The following is a 17,376-nucleotide window of genomic DNA, read 5'->3' as shown; positions in this document are numbered from 1 at the left end:
CCGGACCAGCAGCAGCTTCAGCAGCGGAGTCGAGTAGTCAAACCGATACAGATACACCGGCGCCACCCCGCTGTGCCCTTCAGCGAGCCACACCGACGGCATCCGGAAGCCGACGTCGGTAGCCATACTCAATGAGCGTGCTTTGCGCCGCCATCGCGAGTACGCGGAGCCGATCTGCTCCTCGGTTGGCACTTGCAGATCGGGCTGTTCGGCGGCAATCTGGGTGAACATCGACGTGATCGCGCGGGGTGATCGGCATCAGCGGCGAGCGCATCAACCGAAAGAGCGCCGACTCGTGCTTGTTGGTGCCGATGATCAAGGGAACCGGGTGTGAGCGGCCCTCCTGCGCCAGCTTGACCGGGTAGTCGGGCAGCAGATCGCCGTCGACGATCGGGACGAACGCCAGCGTGCCGGGGTTACGAACCGGCACTTCGTTGAACACTTCGCTGGACGCGGAAAGGATTGCCGCGGTCGGCACTTCATGAACCTGTGCACATCGGACGGGTCGATTCCCAGCTTGTCGAGGACGCAAACCGCGACGCGCCGAGCCCTCACCTGGTCGTAGACCGATGTCGCCGGTGAGCTCTGGGCGATCGCCGCCGCGAACAGACCCGCGGCCGCCGGGGTGGCGAGCAGGGTCGTGACGATTCCCGCGCGGATTCACCGAACAGCGTGACCTTCTCGGGATCGCCGCCAAACACCGCGATGTTGTCTGCTACCCAGCGCAGCACGGCCAGCACGTCACGCAGGCCGATATTCGAGTCGAACCGTCGCCGTGACGTGTTGAACGACGACAAGTCCAGGAAGCCAAGCGCTCCGAGCCGGTAGTTGACCGTCACCACGACCACGTCGCCGCTGGCGGCCAACCTGCGGCCGTTATAGAGCGGCTGGCTGCCCGATCCCAGGATGTAGGCGCCCCCGTGCAGCCACACCATCACGGGTTTTCCGTCACCGGGCTCGGTGTCCGCCGGCGCCCAAATGTTCAGGCTCCAACAGTCCTCGCTCTGCGACGCCCCTAAATCGAGCGGCATGTTGGGGATGGCCGGCTGCGGGCAGGCCGGACCGAAGGTTGTGGCGTCGGCGACCTCGGTCCACCGTTCGGGAGGTTCGGGCGTCCGGAACCTCAGGTCACCTAGTGGTGGCGCGGCATACCGGATGCCTTTCCACACTTTGACGCGGCCATCATCGGCGCCCCGGACCGGACCATAGCGGGATTCGGCCACGCAGCTGTCGACGACCATACTTCTGGAATGTACCTACCCTGGGGGGTCGTCCTCGCCGGCGGCGCGAACGGTTTTGGGGCGGGTGCATACCAAACTGGTACCATCTGTGAAGTGAGTACACAGATTGCGGTTCGCTTGCCCGATGAGATTGTCGCGTTCATCGACGACGAAGTCCGGGGACAGCATGCCCGTAGCCGTGCGGCTGTCGTGCTGCGGGCGCTGGAACGGGAACGCCGCCGTCGTCTCGCCGAACGCGACGCGGAGATCCTCGCCACCAACACGTCAGCCACGGGTGATCTGGATACGCTGGCCGGCCACTGCGCTCGTACCGCCCTCGACATCGACTGATGCGACCTATCCACATCGCACAGCTTGACAAGGCTAGACCCGTCCTGATCCTTACCCGCGAGGTCGTACGTCCGCACCTCACGAACGTCACCGTCGCCCCGATCACGACAACCGTGCGTGGGCTAGCCACCGAAGTCCCGGTAGACGCGGTGAACGGGCTGAATCAACCGTCAGTCGTCAGCTGCGACAACACCCAAACGATCCCGGTGTGTGACCTTGGTCGTCAAATCGGCTACCTGCTCGCGTCGCAGGAGCCGGCTCTAGCCGAGGCCATCGGCAACGCGTTCGACCTCGATTGGGTGGTGGCATAGGTCTACAGCACTGCACCGACATCCGTTGACTCTGCATCCACCACGCAATAGTGCGAGTAACCCGCCTGCTGGACGCAGAGTCAGCACCAAGAAGCGAAGGGCGGACCCGCTTTGAACACCGAATTCACGCTCACTCAGAAGCGCGCCCTGGCGATCCTCACGTTGATCGCTTTGCTGTTCGGTGCGTACTTCCTGCGTAACTATTTCGTTCTGATCGTGGTGGCAGCCGTCGGCGCCTATTTGTTCACGCCACTTTTCAAGTGGTTCACCAAGCGCTTCAATACCGGCCTGTCGGCCGCCTGCACGTTGTTGTCGGCGCTGGCCGCCGTCGTCGTGCCGGTGGGAGCCTTGGTGGGGCTGGCGATCGTGCAGATCGCTCGCATGGTCGACTCCGTCGCCGACTGGGTGCGGACGACCGATCTGAGCACCCTCGGCGACAAGATCCTGCAATTCGTCAACGGCTTGTTTGACCGGGTGCCGTTCCTGCACATCACGGTTACCGCGGACGCACTGCGCAAAGCGATGATTTCGGTAGCACAGAACGTCGGCGAATGGCTGCTGCACTTCCTGCGCGACGCCGCCGGAAGCCTCGCCGGTGTCATCACGTCGGCCATCATCTTTGTGTACGTGTTCGTCGCGCTCTTGGTGAACCGCGAGAAGCTAAGGACACTGATCGGCCAGCTCAACCCGCTCGGCGAAGACGTCACGGATCTGTACCTGCAGAAGATGGGCTCGATGGTCCGCGGCACGGTGAACGGCCAGTTCGTCATCGCGGCGTGCCAGGGAGTCGCCGGCGCCGCATCGATCTACATCGCCGGATTTCACCACGGCTTCTTCATCTTCGCCATCGTGCTCACCGCGTTGTCGATCATCCCGCTGGGCGGCGGCATCGTGACGATTCCGTTCGGCATCGGGATGATCTTCTACGGCAATATCGCCGGGGGAATCTTCGTGCTGCTGTGGCATCTGCTGGTGGTTACCAACATCGACAACGTCCTGCGGCCGATCCTGGTGCCGCGCGACGCGCGGCTGAACTCGGCGCTGATGTTGCTGTCGGTGTTCGCCGGTATCACCATGTTCGGCCCCTGGGGTATCATCATCGGCCCGGTGCTGATGATCCTCATCGTCACCACCATCGACGTCTACCTCGCGGTGTACAAAGGCGTCGAACTGGAACAGTTCGAAGCACCACCCGTCCGCCGCAGGTGGCTGCCGCGTCGAGGCCCGGCCACGTCAAGAAACGCCCCGCCTCCGTCAACCGCTGAGTGAGACCCGCTATCGTGCGGGCAACGGGGGCTGCGATTGCGTCGCCGACGCCAGCGTGCGGAACTGATCGATGCTGCCGGCACCGGTGATTGCCAGCTGGGTGGCCCCGCCCGGTCCGGTGAGCCGTGTCGTCCATACCGGCTCGACGGCACCGTTTTCGTCCGAACCCTCGTAAACGACCCAACGGGTGCCGCCCACGTCGACCGTCCCCGTCGGGTACATCGACGGGTGGATGGAGCCGACCAGCTTGTCCTCGTCGGCGTTGCTCTGGGTCAAGCTCAGATATCTCCCGGTCGGGCTGATGAATCCCACGATTGAGGTCGCCGCGTTGCGGCGTTGACCGGTTGCCGGGTCCGCTCGCCCGTTCTCGATGCCGCCGCGACCCCCGGAGTTGGGCGTCCAGCCGCCTGGCAATTGCGGCAACCGTATCGGGAATCCCAGCGTCTTGGCGTCTGCCCGCAGCGCCTGGGCCGCATCGTAGGACGGGATCGGTCCCCGCTTGGTCCCGCCCAGTTGAAACGAGCACATCCCAACCAGGCCCGCCAACAGGATGCACCCCACGACCAGCGGCGCGAGCGACCAGAACATGTCGCGGCCGTCCTGCAGCAACCGCGGTTTAGCCGGCCTAGGGGTCGGCTGCGGCTCGGCGGTCACATGGCCAGTATCCCAGCTCCAGCGCACGGTTCGGCTTCTGGGACAATCACCAACCATGACAGCTGAGGGATCCGGTTCGTCGACGGCCGCGGTGGCCAGCCACGACCCGTCGCACACCAGGCCATCGCGCCGGGAAGCCCCGGACCGCAACCTGGCCATGGAGCTGGTCCGGGTGACCGAGGCCGGAGCCATGGCCGCGGGCCGCTGGGTAGGCCGCGGCGACAAGGAGGGCGGCGACGGCGCGGCGGTCGACGCGATGCGCGAACTGGTCAACTCGGTTTCCATGCGCGGGGTGGTGGTCATCGGCGAAGGCGAAAAGGACCACGCACCAATGCTCTACAACGGCGAAGAAGTGGGCAACGGCGACGGACCGGAATGCGACTTTGCCGTCGACCCCATTGACGGCACCACGCTGATGAGCAAGGGCATGACCAACGCCATCTCGGTGCTGGCGGTAGCCGATCGCGGCACCATGTTCGACCCGTCGGCGGTGTTCTACATGAACAAAATCGCCGTCGGCCCCGATGCCGCACACGTGCTGGATATCACCGCGCCGATCTCGGAAAACATCCGAGCGGTCGCCAAGGTCAAGGACCTGTCGGTGCGAGACATGACGGTGTGCATCCTGGACAGGCCGCGGCACGCGCAACTCATCCACGACGTCCGCGCCACCGGGGCCCGGATCCGGCTGATCACCGATGGCGACGTCGCCGGCGCGATCTCGGCGTGCCGACCGCACTCCGGCACCGACCTGCTAGCTGGGATCGGCGGCACCCCGGAGGGAATCATCGCCGCCGCGGCGATCCGCTGCATGGGCGGGGCGATCCAGGCGCAGCTCGCCCCGCGCGACGACGCGGAACGCCGCAAGGCCCTAGAAGCCGGTTACGACCTGAACCAGGTCTTGACCACCGAAGATCTGGTGTCCGGGGAAAACGTCTTCTTCTGCGCCACTGGGGTCACCGACGGCGACCTGCTCAAGGGAGTGCGTTACTACCCCGGCGGCTGCACCACCCATTCGATCGTGATGCGCTCGAAGTCCGGCACCGTCCGGATGATCGAGGCCTACCACCGGCTTTCAAAGCTCAACGAATACTCCGCGATCGACTTCACCGGCGACAGCAGCGCCGTGTACCCATTGCCCTAACACACCCACGACACACAAGGAACCCGATCAATGGCCGTTGACGCCGACAGCGCCAATTACCGCATCGAGCACGACACCATGGGCGAAGTCCGGGTGCCGGCAAAAGCGTTGTGGCGCGCGCAAACCCAGCGCGCGGTGGAGAACTTCCCGATATCCGGCCGCGGGTTGGAGCGCACCCAGATCCGCGCGCTAGGCCTGCTGAAAGGCGCCTGCGCGCAGGTGAACTCCGACCTCGGGTTGCTGGCGCCGGAGAAAGCCGACGCCATCATCGCCGCGGCCGCCGAGATCGCCGACGGTCAACACGACGACCAGTTTCCCATCGACGTCTTCCAGACCGGCTCGGGCACCAGCTCCAACATGAACACCAACGAGGTGATTGCGTCCATCGCGGCCAAGGGCGGGGTCACGTTGCATCCCAACGACGACGTGAACATGTCGCAGTCGTCCAACGACACCTTCCCGACGGCCACCCACATCGCGGCCACCGAGGCCGCGGTCGCTCATCTCATCCCAGCGCTGCAGCAGCTGCACGACGCATTGGCCGCCAAGGCTCTTGATTGGCACACGGTGGTGAAGTCGGGCCGAACGCATCTGATGGACGCCGTTCCGGTGACACTCGGCCAGGAGTTCAGCGGATATGCCCGCCAGATCGAGGCCGGCATCGAGCGGGTGCGCGCGTGTCTGCCCAGGCTGGGCGAGCTGGCGATCGGCGGCACCGCGGTGGGTACCGGCCTCAACGCTCCCGACGACTTCGGCGTCAGAGTGGTCGCGGTGCTGGTCGCGCAGACCGGTCTGTCGGAATTGCGTACGGCGGCTAATTCTTTCGAAGCTCAGGCTGCCCGCGACGGGCTGGTGGAGGCGTCCGGGGCGCTGCGCACGATCGCGGTATCGCTGACCAAGATCGCCAACGACATCCGCTGGATGGGATCGGGCCCATTGACCGGCCTGGCCGAGATCCAACTGCCAGATCTGCAGCCGGGCAGCTCGATCATGCCGGGAAAGGTGAATCCGGTTCTGCCGGAGGCGGTTACGCAGGTCGCCGCGCAGGTGATCGGAAACGACGCCGCCATCGCCTGGGGTGGGGCCAACGGCGCATTCGAACTCAACGTCTACATCCCGATGATGGCCCGCAACATCCTCGAGTCCTTCAAGCTGCTGACCAATGTGTCACGGCTGTTCGCCCAGCGCTGCATAGCAGGGCTGACCGCCAACGTCGAGCACCTGCGGCGGCTGGCCGAGTCCTCACCGTCGATCGTGACACCGTTGAATTCGGCCATCGGCTACGAGGAGGCGGCCGCCGTCGCCAAGCAAGCACTCAAGGAACGCAAAACGATTCGCCAAACCGTGATCGACCGTGGCCTGATCGGCGACAGGCTGTCGATCGAGGATCTGGACCGCCGTCTGGACGTGCTGGCAATGGCCAAGGCCGAGCAGCTCGACAGCGATCGGCTATGACGGTTCCTCCCGCTGGCCCCTACGGCAACTACCCCTACGGCCCGAATACGTATGGGCAGGACCCGTATTGGGGAGGCCAACCGCAGGGCGGCTCCTATCCGCCGGCCTACCCACCCCAGCAGTATCCGCCCGGCTGGCCGGCGGGGCCCTATCCGCCAGGACCACCTCCGCCCGGGCCAGGATCGAAGACACCGTGGCTGATCCTCGCCGGCCTCGCGGTGCTGGGTGTCATCCTACTGGTGGTGATCCTGGTGATCGGCCTCCGCGGCGACAACAAGTCGACCACGGCAACCTCTCCGGCGACGAGTGCTCCCACGTCGCAACCGTTTTCCCAGCAAACCGCAACCGGTTGTACCCCAAATGTGTCCGGCGGTGTGCAGCCCATCGGCGATTCGATCAGTGCGGGTAAGCTGTCGTTCCCGACCAGCGCGGCACCCGGGTGGTCGGCGTTCTCCGACGACCAGAACCCGAACCTCATCGACGCGGTGGGCGTCGGCCACGAGGTGGCCGGTGCCGACCAGTGGATGATGCAAGCCGAGGTTGCGATAACCAACTTCGTCACCACCATGGACGTCGCCGCGCAAGCATCGAAGTTGATGCAATGCGTGGCCGACGGCCCCGGCTACGCAGGCTCGTCGCCCACCCTGGGCCCGACCAAGACGTCGTCGATCACCGTCGACGGGGTCAGGGCCGCCCGGGTAGACGCCGATATCACAATCGCCGACAGTTCACGCAACGTCAAAGGTGATTCGGTCACGATCATCGCGGTCGACACCAAGCCGGTCACCGTCTTCCTGGGCGCCACCCCCATCGGTGATGCAACCTCGCGCGCCACCGTCGAGAGGGTCATTGAGGCGCTGAAGGTCAACAAGTCCTGAGGTTACGCACCGTTATTTGGCCCGCCCGAATTCTGACCCGCAATATCGGTGATCGGGAAGTTGGGCATCGGCTTGGGCGATGAGGTGTTGGGCAACGGCGGGATCTCGCTGGCCGGAATGTCACGCAGTTCGTTGACGGGTGGACCGTTTTCCCGGCTGCCGTAACTGCTTCCTGGCGCCCTCGGCCCGAGCAGCTCGCTGACGGTCACCAGGCGATAGCCGTTGGCTTTGAGCACCGGGATGAACTGGTACACCACGTCGACGGTGCTGGAGTAGGTGTCGTGGAACAACACCACCGAACCCGGCTTGATCTGCGTCATCAGCATGTGCCGGGTTGCTGCCGTGTTGGAGTCGTTGATCCAGTCGAAAGGTATAACGTCCCAAAGGATTTCGGCTTGCCCAACCTTGGCCGCGGCCTGGCGTACCGCATCGTTGGACAGTCCGCCGGCCGGGCGATACAACGTCGGCGTGCGGCCGGTCGCCGCGGCGATCACATCGTTGGCCCTGGAGAATTGGCCGGGGATATCCTCGGGCGGAATCGTGGTCATATTGGGGTGTTCCCAGGTATGGCTACCGATCTCCATGCCCGCGTCCGCGATGCGCCGGGCGCCGGCGGGGTTGGCGGCCACTTTGTTGCCGATCAGGAAGAAGGTGGCTTTGGCGTCGTTGTCGGTCAGGATGTGCAGCAGCCGGTCGGTATAGGGCCCCGGACCGTCGTCGAAGGTCAACGCGACACACTTGATGACCGAACAGCTCAGGTTCTCCGCCCGTGTGACCCGGCCGCTAAGCCCGCCCACCACCAGCACCGCACCGGCGACCACGACACCGGTAACCGTGCGCCAGTAGCGCCAGGTCTGGTTGTCGGGTCGCTTCGGCACCCAGGAAGTCTACCGGCAAGCAGACACAGAATCGCACGCGCCGGGCCGGCGCAGTGCGATTCTGTGTCTGCTCGCGGGAGGCGCACTCAGCGCGGCCCGGTGATCTCCTCGAGCATCTCGGTGACCAGCGCGGCGATCGGCGAGCGCTCACTGCGCAGCAAGGTGATGTGGGCGAACAACGGATGACCTTTGAGCTTCTCGATCACCGCGGCGACCCCGTCGTGGCGGCCGACCCGCAGGTTGTCGCGCTGGGCGATGTCGTGGGTCAACACCACCCGGGAACCGGTCCCCAACCGGGACAGCACGGTCAGCAACACATTGCGCTCCAGCGACTGTGCCTCGTCGACGATGACGAACGAGTCATGCAACGAGCGGCCCCGGATGTGGGTCAGCGGCAGCACCTCGAGCATGCCACGGGACAGCACTTCCTCGAGCACCGCCGGGCTGGCCAGCCCCTCGAGGGTGTCGAAGACCGCCTGCGCCCACGGGCCCATCTTCTCGCTCTCGCTACCGGGCAGGTAGCCCAGCTCCTGGCCGCCGACCGCGTACAGCGGGCGGAAGACCACCACCTTGCGGTGGGTGCGTCGCTCCAGCACGGCTTCCAGACCCGCACACAACGCCAAAGCGGACTTGCCCGTGCCGGCTTTGCCGCCCAGCGACACGATGCCCACCGACTCATCGAGCAGCAAATCCAGCGCCACCCGCTGCTCGGCGGAGCGGCCACGCAGACCGAACGCCTCACGGTCACCTCGCACCAGCTGAACACGTTTATGCGCATTGACCCGGCCCAGCGCGTGGGAACCGCCGCCCAGCAACCGAATCCCGGTGTGACACGGTAGGTCCCGGGCTTCGACCAGGTCGATCTCGCCATCGGCGAACAACGCATCGATATCCGCGGAAGCGGTCTCGAGCTCGTGCATCCCCGACCATCCGGACACAACGACGTCCTGCGCGTGGTACTCGTCGGCGGCCAGCCCCACCGCGGCGGCCTTAACGCGCAGCGGAATGTCCTTGCTGACCAACGTGACCCGCTTGCCCTCGGCGGCGAGGTTGGCGGCGCAACTCAAGATCCTCGAGTCGTTGCTGTCGGTGCGAAAGCCTGCGGGCAGCACCGCCGGGTCGGTGTGATTGAGTTCGACGTGCAGCGTACCGCCTTGGGTGCCAACCGGAATCGGCTGATCCAACCGCCCGTGTTCTAGGCGCAGATCGTCGAACAGACGCAACGCCTGGCGGGCGAACCATCCCAGCTCGTGGTGGTGGCGCTTGGCTTCTAGCTCGCTGATCACCACCAACGGAACCACCACATCGTGTTCGGCGAACCGGCTGCACGCCCACGGATCGGACAGCAGCACAGAGGTGTCGAGCACGTACGTGCGGGTATCGGTCACGGAGCGCTCCTCGAGCTAACGGCGCTCGAGCGGACCCACCCGAGCATGTCGGCGGGGGCAGCGACACCAGGACCGGGGCCGGTCCTGCCCTTGTCATGACAGCCGTCGTGACGGAAGGTGCCGCCCTGGCAGCAGAGCATGTCGCTAGCCATCGAGTGCGACGCTACTCCGCCGGCCGTACCCCCGCAGGGCAGGCGCGCCGACGGGTGTCTAGCCCGTGACGAATTGCTTGAGGGAGGGCTCCCCAGCCAGGCCCCATGCCGTGATGCGGTCCGAGATCAGCTGCCGTAGCTGCGGCTTGCCGAAAATGCCAGCGTCGGCCACGTTCTGCAGCTTGTCTCGGTAGGCCTCGATGTCGGCCCCGAGGACGTCGAGGTCGGCGGCACGGGCGGCGATCGCCGCGATCGTCTCGTCACGCGTGTAGTCCAGGCAGTGCGTAACGAGGTTGGCGAAGAACTCCTCGTGTCGCACTTCGTCTCGGGCGATGCGGTCGATGAGTCCGGCCAGGATGGGCTCTTCGATCTGCGCGGCCAGATTACGACAGAACACCGCGCCGCAGCGCTCGTAGAACGCCATGTACACCAGGGTCTCGACCTGCGTGTACTTCTCGGCTCGGTAGCCCTTCATCACGTGTTGGACTCGAACGTCCTCGTTGGCGACCGGGTCGACTTCCCGGGTCACCACCAGGTATTCGCGCAGTGCGATGGCGTGCAGGTGCTCCTCTGCGGTCCACCGGCCGAGCCAGCGGCCCCACCAATCCTCGAGTATGAAGTGCTCGACGAGCTCACGGTGATGACCGGCCAGGTTGTCCTTGAGGATCAGCAGGATCTCGCATGCGTCGGTGATCGTTCTGGGCAGCGTCGACTGGGATGGATCCCAATCGCGTCCGCCGAGGAATGCGAAGTTCTCCCCCTGATCGAACGGGACGTAGTCGTGGGCGAACCAGATGTCCTCGGTGTCGAGGTGGCGGGTCATGTTCGCTTCGACCACCGGCTCGAGCTCAAGGGTCAGCGCATCAGCGACAGGTTTCTGTGCCATGCGGTAACTGTAACTCGCATACACAGATTTCGTGAAATCGGGCGCCGCCGTGTCGCGCGGTGATCGGCGCTCTCGCGCTTATGCGCGCCAACGACAGGCCCGCGTCAGCGGCCGACCAGACTCCACTCCTCGAGCCCGTCGTAGAGCGGAAACGCCCTGGCCAGCCGGGTCGCCCGATCCTTAAGCGCCGACACATCAACGGAACTGCCGGTCGCCAGCGCGGTCGCAATAATGTCGGCGACCTCGGTGAACTCGGTGTCGCCGAAGCCGCGGGTCGCCAGCGCGGGCGTGCCTATCCGCAGGCCCGAGGTCACCATCGGCGGTCGGGGATCATTGGGGACGGCGTTGCGGTTGACCGTGATGCCGACCTCGTGCAGCAGGTCCTCGGCGGCCTGGCCATCCAGTGGGGAATCACGCAGATCGACCAGCACCAGGTGGACGTCGGTGCCGCCGCTGACCACCGACACACCGGCCTTGGCGACATCGGGAGCCATCAGTCGATCGGCAATGATCCGGGCCCCGGACAGCGTGCGCCGCTGCCGGTCGGCAAATTCGGGTGTGGCGGCGATCTTCAACGCGACCGCCTTGCCGGCAATGACGTGCATGAGCGGACCGCCCTGCTGCCCGGGAAACACCGCCGAGTTGATCGCCTTGGCGTACTGCTGCTTACCGACGATCAGGCCGGAGCGGCCGCCGCCGAGCGTCTTGTGCACGGTGGTGGACACCACATCCGCGTGCGGCACCGGCGACGGGTGCAACCCCGCGGCGACCAGACCCGCGAAATGCGCCATGTCCACGAGCAACTTGGCCCCGACCTCGTCGGCGATCGACCGGAACGCCGCGAAGTCGAGCACCCGCGGGTAGGCCGACCAGCCGGCGATGATCACCTTCGGGCGGAATTCGAGTGCGGTGGCCCGCACCGCATCCATGTCGATCAGATGTGTCGCCGGGTCGACGCCGTAGAAGCCATTCTCGTAGAGCTTGCCGGAGAAGTTCAGCCGCATGCCATGGGTCAGGTGACCACCGTTGGCCAGGTCCAGACCCAACAGCCGCTCGCCGGGTGACATCAGCGCATGCAGCACCGCGGCGTTGGCCTGAGCGCCCGAATGCGGTTGCACATTGGCGAATTCGGCACCGAACAACGCCTTGGCTCGGTCGCGGGCGAGGTTTTCCACCACGTCGACGTGCTCACAACCGCCGTAGTAGCGCCGCCCGGGCAGTCCCTCGGCGTACTTGTTGGTCAGCACACTGCCCTGGGCCTGCAGCACAGCGCGCGGTACGAAGTTCTCCGAGGCGATCATCTCCAGGGTGTCTCGTTGCCGACCAAGCTCCTTGGCCAGCAACTCGGCGATATCGGGGTCAACCTCAGCGAGCGGGGCAGACATTACCGCGGTAGTGCGAGCGTCAGGTGCAGCAGTCACGGGCGCCAGTGTATCCAGCGAGCCGCTCCCGGGCTGATTACCCTTAATGCAGCACACGCCATCCACCGTTGCACGTCTGCACCGCAAACGGCAGCCACTAGTGCCCCAGCTGCCACGTAGGTCACGAGTAGCGGTGGGCGGTTTGTGCCCGACTCACAGCATCAACCGGCGTCAGCGTGCGAAATTCACAGGGCCACAGCTGAATTCCATCGAAACACCGCGCCCTGGCCCCAGTGCCCAGCTAAGCCCAGGGGGTACCCCCGGCCCTCGGCACCGACACGGAGTCTGCCAGCACCGCACTTCGCCAGCCCAGCCATCAGGCCCCGCACCCGTCCCTGCAAGACTGACACCATGTCGCGGCTTAGCGAGCCGAGCCCATATGTCGAGTTCGACCGAAGGCAGTGGCGCGCGCTCCGTATGTCGACTCCGCTAGCCCTCACCGAAGAAGAACTGGTTGGCCTGCGCGGTCTCGGTGAGCAGATCGACCTGTTGGAGGTCGAAGAGGTCTACCTACCGCTGGCCCGGCTGATTCACCTGCAAGTCGCCGCCCGCCAACGGCTGTTCGCGGCCACCGCGGAATTTCTCGGCGAGCCCCAACAAAACCCGGACCGGCCGGTGCCGTTCATCATCGGTGTGGCCGGCAGTGTGGCGGTCGGCAAGTCCACCACCGCCCGCGTGCTGCAGGCGCTGCTGGCTCGCTGGGATCACCACCCCCGGGTAGATCTGGTGACCACCGACGGCTTTCTCTACCCCAACGCCGAGCTGCAGCGGCGAAACCTCATGCATCGCAAAGGTTTTCCGGAAAGCTATAACCGCCGGGCACTGATGCGGTTTGTCACCTCGGTGAAGTCCGGCTCCGACTACGCATGTGCGCCGGTGTATTCGCATTTGCACTACGACATCATCCCGGGGGCAGAACAAGTGGTCCGCCATCCCGACATCCTGATCCTGGAGGGGCTCAACGTCTTGCAGACCGGCCCCACGCTCATGGTGTCGGATCTGTTCGATTTTTCGTTGTATGTAGACGCCCGGATCGAGGACATCGAGCAGTGGTACGTATCACGGTTTTTGGCCATGCGCACCACGGCGTTCGCCGACCCGGAATCACACTTCCACCACTACGCGGCTTTTTCTGACTCGCAGGCCGTCGTCGCCGCGCGCGAGATCTGGCGGACCATCAACCGGCCCAACCTCGTGGAGAACATTCTGCCGACCCGTCCCCGGGCCACCCTGGTGCTGCGCAAGGACGCCGATCATTCCATTAACCGGCTGCGGCTGCGCAAGCTGTAATTGGCGGTCCAATCGCCGGGTGCAGGCGAGTTAGGCCGCCAGCCGGCGCACTCCCGGATATTGCCATCCCTCGAAAACCGTGGTGTACCCGCCTCGGGCCGGCGTAGCGGCGATACCGGTTGCGGTCATCGGCGCCAATTCAGCGGCAACGATCGACACCAGGGCGTGCGCGAAGTTTGCGACGACGCCAATGCCGCGGAGGCGGCCAGCCTACCGGCTACGGCGACACGCCAGCCGTGCCGGTTTGGCCGAACAGCAGGCCTCCAAGCCCGCCGGACCCGCCGGGTCCGCCGGGCCCCGGGGTGCCCCCGGTGCCGCCCGCGCCTCCGTTGCCCCCATTGCCGCCGTCGCCGATCAGCTGCGCATCGCCACCATCACCGCCTTTGCCGCCGGCACCGCCGGTGGCGCCGGGGCCGCCGATGCCACCGCTTGACCCCTGGCCGCCGGCGCCGCCATTGCCATACAGCACCCCGCCGGGGGCACCGTTACCGCCGTCGCCACCGTCGCCGCCGCTGCCGTTCAGGCCGGGGAGGCCGAATGAACCGCCGCCAAGCCCGCCGCCGGCACCGTTGCCGCCTTTTCCGCCGCCCCCGCCGGCGCCGCCATTGCCGAACAGCCACGCACCGTTGCCGCCAGCCCCGCCGCCGTCACCGCCGCTGCCGGCGCCGCCGCCGGACCCGCCATTACCGCCGTTCCCGTCGGTGCCCCCGCCGTTACCGGCGCCGCCGTTGCCGCCAATATCGGCGGCACCGCCAGACCCGCCGGGGCCACCATTGCCGCCGGCACCGAACAACAGCCCACCGGTGCCGCCGGCCCCGCCGTTGCCGCCATCACCGCCATCACCGCCAGCACCGCCGTCACTGCTTATGAACCCGGTACCGCCAGCGCCGCCCCTATCGCCGGCGCCGCCGGAGGCGCCGTGCCCGCCGGCGCCGCCCACGCCCAACAGCCCGGCGTTGCCACCGGCCCCGCCGGACCCACCGGTCCCGCCGATCCCCCCGTTGCCGCCGGTGCCGCCGCCATTGGTGCTGCTGACGCCGTTAGCGCCGGCTCCGCCGGCTCCGGCGGTGGCGCCCTGGCCGCCGGCCCCGCCGTTGCCGTACAGCCACCCCCCGGTGGCGCCGTTGCCGCCATTGCCGCCATTGCCGCCGTTGCCGCCATTGCCGCCGTTCCCGCCGCCACCGCCGGCTTGGCCGCCGGCGCCGCCGGCGGCCGCGGCCCCGCCGTTCCCGCCAGCCCCGCCATCGCCGAACAGCCACCCGGCGGGGCCGGCGGCCCCGCCCCCGCCGTCACCACCGCTGCCACCGCTGCCGCCCGCGCCGCCACGGCCGCCAGCGCCGGCGATGCCCGTGCCGGCGGCGGCCCCGCCGTCACCGCCCTTGACGGCGGCGCCGCCGGCCCCGCCGTCACCGCCGTGCCCGCCGGTGCCCACCAGCAGCCCGGCGGCGCCGCCCTCGCCGCCGGCGCCGCCCGTGCCGCCACGGCCGCTGTCGCCGCCGGCCCCGCCGTTGGCGTTACCGCTGAGGCCAGAGCCGCCTTTGCCGCCGGCCCCGCCGGCGCCACCGTCCCCGCCGGCCCCGCCGGCGCCACCGACGCCCCACAGCCTGGCGTTGCCTCCGGCCCCGCCGGCGCCACCGTCCCCACCGGCCCCGCCGGTCCCACCGGCACCGCCGCCGCCGCTGCTGCTGACGCCATTACCCGCGGCTAAGCCGTTTCCGGCGGCGGCGCCGTGCCCGCCGGCACCGCCGTTGCCGAAGAGCAACCCACCGGTTCCGCCGCCACCCCCGGCCCCGCCGTTGCCGCCAGCGCCAGCGGTGCTGCCGCCGGCACCCCCCGTGCCGCCGGATCCGCCGTTACCCCCGGCTCCGCCGGCGCCCCACAGCAATGCGTGGCCGCCGGACCCACCGGCACCTCCCGCACCGCCATCGCCTGCGGTGAAGTTAATGCTAAAGGCGGCGCCGCCAGCACCGCCCTTGCCGCCGTTGCCACCGGCCCCGGCGTCACCGAATAACCCGGCGGCGCCACCAGCGCCACCGTTGCCGCCCGCGCTGCCGGCGACGTTGACTGGCCCCGACCGGCCGTTGCCGCCGTCGCCACCGGCCCCGCCGGTACCCCACAGTCCCGCGGACCCGCCAGCCCCGCCATTGCCGCCGGCGACACCGGGTATCACCGATGTCCCACCGGCCCCGCCGGCGCCGCCGTTGCCATACAGCCACCCGCCCGCACCGCCATTGCCGCCGGCCGCGCCGGCCCCGCCGCCGCCCCCGGCCCCGCCGTTGCCGATCAGCCCGGCGGCGCCACCGTTGCCGCCGGCCACCCCGGCGGTGGTACTAGTGCCGCCGTTGCCGCCGTTGCCGTACAGCAACCCCCCGGGCCCGCCGTCTTGCCCCGGCCCGCCGTTGGCGCCATCACCGATCAGTGGACGCCCCAACAACGCCTGGGTGGGCCCATTGATCAGATCGAGCAGCCGCTGGTCGGTGCTCTGCGCCGCCGAGACGTTGGCGGCCTCGGCAGCCGCATACGCCCCGCCGCCGCCAGTCAACGCCTGCACAAACTGGGCATGAAACGCCGACGCCTGGGCGCTAACCGTCTGATACGCCTGCCCGTGCGCGCCAAACAGCGCCGCGATCGCCGCCGACACCTCATCGGCACCCGCGGCCAACAACGCCGTCGTCGGGGCCAACGCCGCGGCGTTGGCCTCCGCCAGCGCCGACCCAATGCCCGCCAGATCCGAAGCGACCGCGACCAACGCCTCCGGCGCAGCAATCACAAACGACATCGTTTACCTCCGATCAATCATGCATCGGCCATGTCGTCAGGGTGCACAGATCGTATCGCTGACGCGCCCACCATCAACCCGGTTTCCCATGGACAGAATGCACACCATCCCGCTGGCGGCATATGCACTTTGCATGACGCAAAGCATGCGCCTCAGCAAATGGCTCTAAGACGAGCCAGCGGTTGCCGTACATGCCGCCAGCATCTCGTCGTCACGATGGCCGACCGCGTCCGCGCAGCTGACCGCCGAGCCGCGCCGACACCCAAAGCCTGGCGTTACCACCGGCTCCACCCGATGTTCAAGCAAGCGTGTGCGATCTGCATGGGCCGCAGCAGCGAACGTTTCGCGCCGCGGTCAAAGCTTCTACGCCGCGACGGCCCATGCCGGGCCGCCGGTTGGGTGTCAACGTGGTCTTTAGTTGACTTTCGCCGAGAACGAATCGACCCCCAGACCCACACCGTCGCTCCAGGGCTCCAAGCCGGCCCGGATGCTCGTGAGGTACCACGAGTCGGTGATCGGCTCCATGGTGGCGGTGTGGTCGACGAAACTCATCACGTCGAAGCTCCAGACCTCGATCGGCTCGGTCGCGACATAGGCCATCGCGTTGTTCATGCCGTTGCTGCCATCCCACACCACGAAGTTCTTGCCCTCGATGGTGGTGTTGCCCACCGGGGAGCCGACCGGCTGAATGGAGCCCTGGTGGTTGAACCAGATCATGATCTCCTGCTGGTTGACCCCGGTCGTCTTGGGTGTGGAATCCAGGCAGATGTCGTAGGAGGCGTCCCATACCCCGGTCGTCGGGTAGTTGTAGTCGATGCTGGTCGGCGCCGACAAAATCTGGCCCACCTCAGTAGGCAGGTTGGTGCCCACCGACGAGGTGGCCCCAGTGCACGCCCTCGCAGATCGAGGGGTAACTCAGCGGGGCGCCGTTGGTTGGGGCAGCACCGTTCATCTCGGTGATGGTGAACCCGGTTTGGCTGACGTTGACGGTCTGCCCGGCGGGGGTTGTTCCACGCGTTGTTCTGCACCACGTAGCCTCCGGTGACCGTAGTCGTCCCGAACTAGGTGGAGATCACCGTTCCACCGGTCGGGATCTCGGGTGGTGTGGTGGGTGGCGGAGTCGTTGGCGACGAGGTGATGGGGGTCTGGTCGATGGTGACGGCTTGACCGTTGATCAGCAGATTTGTCGGTGGCGAGTAGCCGCCGGTTTGCGCTGCTTGGTAGCCGACGGTGATCGAGTCCACGGGGGGTGCCGTTATAGCTCTCGGGCGTCAAGAGTGTACTGCGTGCCCGACTGGGCAAG

14 protein-coding genes and 1 other RNA gene are annotated in these 17,376 nt (G+C 67.1%); 8 read left to right on the top strand and 7 right to left on the bottom strand.

Annotated elements, in window-relative coordinates; genetic code table 11:
• The first annotated feature begins 1,250 nt into the window (after positions 1–1,250).
• The 3 genes from mazE3 (at position 1,251) to Rv1101c (ending at position 3,151) form a co-directional block, all read left to right on the top strand.
• Positions 1,251–1,571: an antitoxin MazE3 gene (gene mazE3, locus Rv1103c; RefSeq protein ID NP_215619.1), complete on the top strand. Its 321-nt coding sequence runs from the start codon at positions 1,251–1,253 to the stop codon at positions 1,569–1,571.
• Positions 1,571–1,882, top strand: coding sequence for an mRNA interferase MazF3 (mazF3, locus tag Rv1102c; RefSeq protein NP_215618.1), 312 nt, complete (start codon positions 1,571–1,573; stop codon positions 1,880–1,882). Before mazE3 ends, mazF3 begins: the two co-directional genes overlap by 1 nt.
• A 111-nt stretch (positions 1,883–1,993) precedes the next feature.
• On the top strand, positions 1,994–3,151 hold the full coding sequence (locus Rv1101c) for a hypothetical protein (protein ID NP_215617.1): 1,158 nt from the start codon (positions 1,994–1,996) through the stop codon (positions 3,149–3,151).
• A gap of 6 nt (positions 3,152–3,157) precedes the next feature.
• Here the strand turns inward: Rv1101c and Rv1100 are convergent, their stop codons facing one another.
• Entirely contained in the window at positions 3,158–3,859 is a 702-nt protein-coding gene (locus Rv1100; protein NP_215616.1) for a hypothetical protein, read from the bottom strand.
• Here Rv1100 and glpX point away from each other — a divergent pair.
• From glpX to Rv1097c, 3 genes are read left to right on the top strand one after another with little or no spacing between them, the layout of a single operon-like run.
• The gene (gene glpX, locus Rv1099c; protein NP_215615.3) at positions 3,858–4,946 is read left to right on the top strand and encodes a fructose 1,6-bisphosphatase; all 1,089 of its coding nucleotides are present in this window, start codon (positions 3,858–3,860) and stop codon (positions 4,944–4,946) included. The two genes, Rv1100 and glpX, sit on opposite strands and share 2 nt — an antisense overlap.
• Before the next feature lie 30 nt (positions 4,947–4,976).
• Complete coding sequence (gene fum / locus Rv1098c) at positions 4,977–6,401, top strand: fumarate hydratase (protein NP_215614.1); 1,425 nt, start codon at positions 4,977–4,979, stop codon at positions 6,399–6,401.
• Positions 6,398–7,279 carry a hypothetical protein gene (locus Rv1097c; protein ID NP_215613.1) on the top strand — a complete coding sequence of 294 codons (882 nt, stop codon included), beginning with the start codon at positions 6,398–6,400 and terminating at the stop codon, positions 7,277–7,279. Before fum ends, Rv1097c begins: the two co-directional genes overlap by 4 nt.
• A 2-nt stretch (positions 7,280–7,281) precedes the next feature.
• On the opposite strand, the gene Rv1096 is transcribed toward Rv1097c, so the two are convergent.
• The 4 genes from Rv1096 to glyA1 form a co-directional block, all read right to left on the bottom strand.
• On the bottom strand, positions 7,282–8,157 hold the full coding sequence (locus Rv1096; protein NP_215612.1) for a glycosyl hydrolase: 876 nt from the start codon (positions 8,155–8,157) through the stop codon (positions 7,282–7,284).
• An 86-nt stretch (positions 8,158–8,243) separates the two neighbouring features.
• Entirely contained in the window at positions 8,244–9,545 is a 1,302-nt protein-coding gene (phoH2, locus tag Rv1095; RefSeq protein ID NP_215611.1) for a phosphate starvation-inducible protein PsiH, read from the bottom strand.
• 210 nt (positions 9,546–9,755) lie between these two features.
• Positions 9,756–10,583, bottom strand: a complete 828-nt coding sequence (gene desA2 / locus Rv1094; RefSeq protein ID NP_215610.1) for an acyl-ACP desaturase DesA — start codon at positions 10,581–10,583, stop codon at positions 9,756–9,758.
• Positions 10,584–10,687: 104 nt separating this feature from the next.
• On the bottom strand, positions 10,688–11,968 hold the full coding sequence (glyA1, locus tag Rv1093) for a serine hydroxymethyltransferase (protein YP_177787.3): 1,281 nt from the start codon (positions 11,966–11,968) through the stop codon (positions 10,688–10,690).
• Positions 11,969–12,054: 86 nt separating this feature from the next.
• Between glyA1 and MTS0858 the strand changes: the two genes are divergently transcribed.
• Both MTS0858 and coaA read left to right on the top strand, forming a co-directional pair.
• Positions 12,055–12,154, top strand: a non-coding RNA gene (MTS0858, locus tag RVnc0034) — Putative small regulatory RNA.
• A gap of 201 nt (positions 12,155–12,355) precedes the next feature.
• The gene (gene coaA, locus Rv1092c; protein ID NP_215608.1) at positions 12,356–13,294 is read left to right on the top strand and encodes a pantothenate kinase; all 939 of its coding nucleotides are present in this window, start codon (positions 12,356–12,358) and stop codon (positions 13,292–13,294) included.
• A gap of 217 nt (positions 13,295–13,511) precedes the next feature.
• Here the strand turns inward: coaA and PE_PGRS22 are convergent, their stop codons facing one another.
• Positions 13,512–16,073 (bottom strand): PE-PGRS family protein PE_PGRS22, encoded by a 2,562-nt coding sequence (PE_PGRS22, locus tag Rv1091; protein YP_177786.1) that lies wholly within the window; start codon positions 16,071–16,073, stop codon positions 13,512–13,514.
• Positions 16,074–17,134: 1,061 nt separating this feature from the next.
• On the bottom strand, positions 17,135–17,317 hold the full coding sequence (locus Rv1088a; protein YP_009030029.1) for a hypothetical protein: 183 nt from the start codon (positions 17,315–17,317) through the stop codon (positions 17,135–17,137).
• Between the last annotated feature and the right edge of the window lie 59 nt (positions 17,318–17,376).

This window comes from Mycobacterium tuberculosis H37Rv, from assembly GCF_000195955.2.
In the GTDB taxonomy this organism is placed as follows: Bacteria; Actinomycetota; Actinomycetes; order Mycobacteriales; family Mycobacteriaceae; genus Mycobacterium; species Mycobacterium tuberculosis.
Note: the sequence above shows the minus strand (reverse complement) of the source record. Positions and strands in the feature narration are given on the sequence as shown.

Excerpts from the sequence above, each read along its gene's own strand:
- mazE3 (NP_215619.1), top strand. The coding sequence starts at position 1,251 with ATGTACCTACCCTGGGGGGTCGTCCTCGCCGGCGGCGCGAACGGTTTT.
- mazF3 (NP_215618.1), top strand. The coding sequence starts at position 1,571 with ATGCGACCTATCCACATCGCACAGCTTGACAAGGCTAGACCCGTCCTG.
- glpX (NP_215615.3), top strand. The coding sequence starts at position 3,858 with ATGACAGCTGAGGGATCCGGTTCGTCGACGGCCGCGGTGGCCAGCCAC.
- Rv1100 (NP_215616.1), bottom strand. The coding sequence starts at position 3,859 with ATGGTTGGTGATTGTCCCAGAAGCCGAACCGTGCGCTGGAGCTGGGAT.
- fum (NP_215614.1), top strand. The coding sequence starts at position 4,977 with ATGGCCGTTGACGCCGACAGCGCCAATTACCGCATCGAGCACGACACC.
- Rv1097c (NP_215613.1), top strand. The coding sequence starts at position 6,398 with ATGACGGTTCCTCCCGCTGGCCCCTACGGCAACTACCCCTACGGCCCG.
- desA2 (NP_215610.1), bottom strand. The coding sequence starts at position 10,583 with ATGGCACAGAAACCTGTCGCTGATGCGCTGACCCTTGAGCTCGAGCCG.
- glyA1 (YP_177787.3), bottom strand. The coding sequence starts at position 11,968 with ATGTCTGCCCCGCTCGCTGAGGTTGACCCCGATATCGCCGAGTTGCTG.
- coaA (NP_215608.1), top strand. The coding sequence starts at position 12,356 with ATGTCGCGGCTTAGCGAGCCGAGCCCATATGTCGAGTTCGACCGAAGG.
- PE_PGRS22 (YP_177786.1), bottom strand. The coding sequence starts at position 16,073 with ATGTCGTTTGTGATTGCTGCGCCGGAGGCGTTGGTCGCGGTCGCTTCG.